Origin of the sequence: Bacteroides timonensis, assembly GCF_000513195.1 — a bacterium.
In the GTDB taxonomy this organism is placed as follows: Bacteria; Bacteroidota; Bacteroidia; order Bacteroidales; family Bacteroidaceae; genus Bacteroides; species Bacteroides timonensis.
Map to the genome: position 1 here is coordinate 1 of NZ_CBVI010000187.1, position 4,332 is coordinate 4,332.

The following is a 4,332-nucleotide window of genomic DNA, read 5'->3' on the forward strand; positions in this document are numbered from 1 at the left end:
GGATAACCCGGATTGTTGTCCGGTTCGTAATCGTCGATGTTGCCATCGTCCGTCCAGTCCGCTACGCTCAGGGTAAATTCAAGTCTCAGGTCATCGGCTTTGGTGATGCCAATGGTGTAACGGTGGTTGTTGTTGATGTCCAGATAGGTTTCCTGTCCGTCAATACCTTGCTGACGGAAAGGAATCCGGTAGGACACTTCTTTAGTTTCGGTTTCATTCACCTTGTAGCGGCCTTTCAGCACGAGCTCTCCTCCGTCTGCCAGCAAGCTGGGGTAGCAATAGAATGCTCCCGTCTGCGTGCCGGTGTTGGCGTTGTCGCCTATGAAAGGTTTGTCGTTAGTGGTCATCAGGTCGACGTCTTCGGCGGGGTATTTTCCGCAAGCAACTATCGGAAAGTAACCTGCCCCGCGGCGGGCTTTCAGCATGGAGACGGACTCGATGGTGAAGCGGGATTCATCTGCCTTGTTCACTACGTCGAAGCGGGCGGCAAGGCGGGTGAGCTTGAAGTTCACCTGCAAGCGGGCACCGACGGAGGCTTCCGTCAGGTCCAGCGGCAAGGTTTGGGCGCCTGACATTGCCAAAGGAGTGCTCAATACATCGCCATTCAGCAAGCGCGTGTGGTATTGCAGGAAATCCGTTTCGGTGGGGAGGCCTGCCTTTTCCATGATGCTGCCACCGGAAGTAAAGGTGATAGGTTCGAAGTCGTCCGCTTCCACTTCGGTGCCATCGGCTTTCACCGGATTGGTGTCATTGGCGATGCAATAGATTTTCACAAACAGTCCGCGGTGCAGGCTGAGCAGGCCGGTGGTGACGTTGTCCGTAGCTCCGGCGCTCAGCAGCAGTTCTTTGGCGTCCGCAGGGAGGTCGTCACTGTTTTCGCGATAGGCGAAGCGTTCCTGAAAAGTGTAGGGGCCGTCTTCGTCAGGGGAACCGAAGACGTACACATCCAGCGTAGAGATGGCGTTCTCCTCGGCGGTAGCGATGTCTCGCGTGTCCGCTTTGTGCAATACTAACTTGTTGTTGATGTTCAACAAGATTTCCTGTCTCGTGGGGTCTTTCCCTTCGGGATTCCCGTTCTCCCCGTCCAGTTGTGTTTCGCCGGAACAGGAGTGTAGCAGCAGGCTGCCTATAAGCAGGAAACCATGCATGCAGTGAATCATTGTTTTTCGTTTCATTAGCTCACTTCATTAATAATTGATTATTATATTGTTTCATATCTCATTTCTTGTTCCGGGAGCTTGCCGCGTATGAACGCAGCAAGCTCCCAATATCTTTTGGTTATTGAGATATTGAGAGCTTGTCTTCCTGCGGATGTTCTTTCCAGCAGGTTATGAAAAGAAAAAGGGGAGGTTTACTGAATGAGCCAGCGACCTATGTTGCGGGTGTCCTTGTTAAAGTCAACACCTACTTTCACCAGTTTCCGGTGGTCTACGGTATACGGAATAAGATAATCTTTTTCATCAATCTGTTTCATAGCTTCTTCGGCAGTGCCGTTCAGCTTGAACTCGAAGACATATATATAATCGGAAGTTTTAACTACCATGTCTGCCCGTCCGCGGCAGCTGCGCACCTCTGCATCCGTATATTGCCCTAATAGGGTAAAGACAATGTAGAACACATTCTGGTAGTGCCGCTCTGTGTCATCGCTCAACTCGTAAGTGATGCTTCCGAAGAAAGCACGCATACGGTTCATGAAGGCATCCACATCGCCGGCACGAAGTTCTTTCACGAACTTGCCGACGTGAAAAGGAACGTCTCGTTCCATCACCGGAGTGTAATACGGAGCCATATAGTTGAGCAAGCCGTATTTCACCTCCTCATTGGGAAGTTTCAGTTTATAGAGGTTAAATTCCGGGTCATAGCCCTTGATGGTGAGGTAACCGCTTTGATAAATCATAGGAACAGGGTCATCATCGTCGGCCCTGTAGCTCATGAGAGAGGCCTCGGAAACTTCAATGCCATTCACAAGTTCGCGCACATCAAACTCAGTACGTTGCAGCATCTTCACGAGGAAGGTAGGGGTACCGGTGGCAAACCAATAATAATTGAACTTCAACTGTCGCAACATGTTGAGTACACTGAATGGGTTGAACATTCCTTCCGTCTGCTCTTCACAAAAGTGGTAGCCGTCATACATCGCTTTCATCCGTTCCACTACCGCTTCGCGCAAAGTGCCGTTTTTCTGTGCCATAGCTTCCAGCTCCGGAGCAAAGTCCCGTTCTATTTCAGGGCGGGTCATGCCGCAAAGGGTTTCGTAGTCTTTCTCAAGGCTGATGTCTATCAACTGGTTCAGTGTGGAGAAAATGCTCATCTGGGCAAACTTCGTCACACCGGTGATGAAGACCAGCCTCAGGTATGGGTCGGCAGTTTTCAATACGCTGTAAAAGCTACGAGAAGGCTGCGGAACTGTTCTTGTAATTCATTATTATGCAAACTTTCGAGCATTGGTTTGTCATACTCGTCAATGAGTATCACAACTTGTTGCCCGGTCTGTTTATAAGCTGCTTTTATCACATTCATGAAGCGGATGGAGTAAGTCCAGTCTTCGGCGTTGCAACCATATTGCAACTCCCAGTTCAGAAGCTGGCTGTTCATCTGCATTTCTAATCGTTCTACCGAATCATATTTTTCGGCATTCAAGTCAAGGTGTAACACCGGATGAACCGTCCATTCCTTTTCCAACTTTTCGACGGCAAGGCCTTCGAAAAGTTCTTTTTTACCCTCAAAGTAGGCTTTCAATGTGCTAAGCAACAAACTCTTGCCGAAACGGCGGGGGCGGGAAAGAAAATAAGGCTTACCGGTAGTAACCAGTCGGTAGATCAGCGCTGTTTTGTCCACGTAAAGGTAACCTTCGCGGCGCAGGTCTTCAAAGCTCTGTATCCCGATAGGATACTTCCGTATATGATTATTGTTTATTCCCATATATCTAAAGTATTATATATTAATATAATGCAAACCAATATCTGCAAAGATACTGATTTACTTTTAAAACTCAGGAACTTCCTTTTTCTTTTTTAAGCTCTCAATATGTCAAAGAACGCTGTTTATCTTTCTTTTAAAATCTATCGTTTATCCTATTCCTCCTCCCTCTTCCCAGTCTGCCGCCGATGCCTGTGTCACCACTACCCGGTTGTCATCGTACACTGTCACTTCAAGGTCGAAGTTCTGTTCCATGTTGGTGTCCATATCCATGGGCAGCTTACGGAAGAACAGGTAAAGGTCGAGGTCTCTCACCAATTGCTCACCATTGCACCACAGGCTCCATAGCTCGTGCGTGTTCGCCGTATATCGGAAGGTAACCAATTCACCGATCACCTCGTTTTCGTAATTCAGCGAAGCGCGCGCTTCGTGGTACGTCACTGTGCGGTCCGTGCGGGGCAGCGTACAACTGCCATCACCCGAAGGTACCGTCACCTCCTGTCCGCCGGAGAAGCTGTAGACCGACGGTATGCCTTTCAGGCGCATCCGGTAGGTACCGTCTGCCGGAAGCCGGACCCGATCCGTGGTCTGCCAGCGCACCGTGATGGAAAGCGAGGCGTAAGCCTGGCAGAGGTAAATCCGTTGCCGCTCCGTCATGCCGTCTTTCAGGGTGAAGGTACCCGTGCCGTAGTACAGCCGGGAGGTGTTACCCCGGTAACCCGGCGGGACGCTTTCGGTGACTGCGCTCAGGGTCATCGTTTCAAGGATATCCCCGGCTCCATCATCTTCGCTGTCACTTTCCACCTTTTCCAAAGGCGGGTCGGCATCGCTCAGGTTGCCCCAAAGCACCACCGTATAAGTACCGTCCGGCAGCGTGCCTTTCCACCCGCTCACCTCGTCGCCCGTCAGAACGGAGGTGGACAACAGCCGCCCGTCCGCGTCGAAGATGAACTGCGTCAGCCGGGAAACGTAGCGGGGAAGCATGTTCTCTACTCCACTACCGGCATACCAGTATTCCAAGCGCACATCGTAGGGGCAGGGCGAAGGTTCATCGCTAAAGCTACAGGCCCCCCAAAGGAGCGGAAGCAATCCCCACAAGAGCAGACAAGGACGAATGCGGTGGAAACCTCGCTGCATCTATCGGTCTCCTCTCTTATCTTGTACGGGCCGGCTTTTATCTTGTACGGCACGTTTTTTATCTTGTAGCTTCCGGTCGTTCGTTGCCGGAATGCGTTGTAAACGTTGCAGGTTCTGCCGCGCCTTCCGCGGCTCGATGCCTACTGCTTTGCGGAACCATTTTTCCGCTTCTGCGGAATTGCCTTCCATCAAAGCCAGCACCCCCAGATTATTCCAGGCACGCGGGTCGGTTTCTACCCGTTGCAGATAAGCGCGGGCGGATTTCACATCATGAGT

2 protein-coding genes and 3 pseudogenes are annotated in these 4,332 nt (G+C 51.0%); all 5 read right to left on the reverse strand.

Annotation, left to right across the window (positions count from 1 at the left end; translation table 11 throughout):
• A pseudogene (locus BN161_RS27600) lies at positions 1-1,175 on the reverse strand (hypothetical protein); the annotation flags it as partial.
• A gap of 176 nt (positions 1,176-1,351) precedes the next feature.
• Positions 1,352-2,922: pseudogene (locus BN161_RS27605) on the reverse strand (ATP-binding protein).
• Between the two features lie 147 nt (positions 2,923-3,069).
• The gene (locus BN161_RS30765) at positions 3,070-3,360 is read right to left on the reverse strand and encodes a hypothetical protein (RefSeq protein ID WP_244436640.1); all 291 of its coding nucleotides are present in this window, start codon (positions 3,358-3,360) and stop codon (positions 3,070-3,072) included.
• A 72-nt stretch (positions 3,361-3,432) separates the two neighbouring features.
• Positions 3,433-4,056 (reverse strand): annotated as a pseudogene (locus BN161_RS30770) (FimB/Mfa2 family fimbrial subunit); the annotation flags it as partial.
• On the reverse strand, positions 4,057-4,332 hold a 276-nt coding region (locus tag BN161_RS29290; protein ID WP_044272495.1), incomplete at its 5' end, for a tetratricopeptide repeat protein. It lies immediately after the preceding pseudogene.